This window comes from Zwartia hollandica (assembly GCF_019923725.1).
GTDB classification, from domain to species: domain Bacteria; phylum Pseudomonadota; class Gammaproteobacteria; order Burkholderiales; family Burkholderiaceae_B; genus Zwartia; species Zwartia hollandica.
In genome coordinates this window covers 1-860 of record NZ_JAHXRI010000023.1, presented here as the reverse complement: position 1 = coordinate 860, position 860 = coordinate 1, and the positions used below count along the sequence as shown (strand labels likewise).

Annotated in this window: 1 protein-coding gene; it reads left to right on the top strand. The window is 54.1% G+C overall.

Going from position 1 to position 860, the window contains the following annotated elements:
* Nucleotides 1-860 (top strand): S8 family peptidase (locus KZZ10_RS14425; protein WP_259662243.1); only part of this gene is annotated, 860 nt, incomplete at both ends.

The following is an 860-nucleotide window of genomic DNA, read 5'->3' as shown; positions in this document are numbered from 1 at the left end:
CTCATGGTACCCATGTCATGGGGGCTGCAGCGGCCGCGCGCAATGGCGTCGGGATGATAGGTGTAGCGTATGACGCTTCGATTGCTCACACAGTGGCAATTCCGAACCCTGGATACCCCGCATCGAAAGATTGGACTCAAGATTTGGTGAGTTCTGAAGTTTCTGTCATGAACGGCAGCTTCGGGCCCAGGGCAAGGCCGTGGCCTCTAATTGATGGTAGTCGGAATCCAAACTACTCGCTGGTTAATTTCCAAATGCTTCACCAAGGTCAGGTGATGGACTATGGTACTCAAGTCCAGACGCTCGCCAACGCTGACATTGTGATGGTCTTTTCAGCGGGAAACCAACGCGACGATCGGCTACAGCCCCTTGCTGCGAAAGTACCCGAAGGCCACGGGCTGCTCCCCCTCATTACCCCAGCCAACACAGCGCTTGGGTACACCAGCAACTCAGCAGATGCCATTTATCGTATCTACACAAACTCGACTGATGCCCGGAACCCTACTACTTGGAGCAGTAATCAACTTCCGTTGAGTCAAGTTCAGGCGTTGGATTACTCGAGCTTAGCTGGAACGCTCATTGCTGTATCCGCTGCGGATATCAACGCGACGACTAATGCAGTGACTCTCGCTTACTTCAGTAATCGGTGTGGTGCGGCTGCCGACTGGTGCATGACCGCGCCTGGTGTCGATATCTATTCGACAGTCCCGATGAATAAATATGATGAGATGAGCGGCACCTCCATGGCAGCTCCTCTGGTTGCGGGTGGTGCGGCGGTGTTGCGCCAGGCTTTCCCGTACATGACGGCAAGGCAAATCATTGAAGTTCTGTTGACCACCGCCACGGAAATTGACAACTCC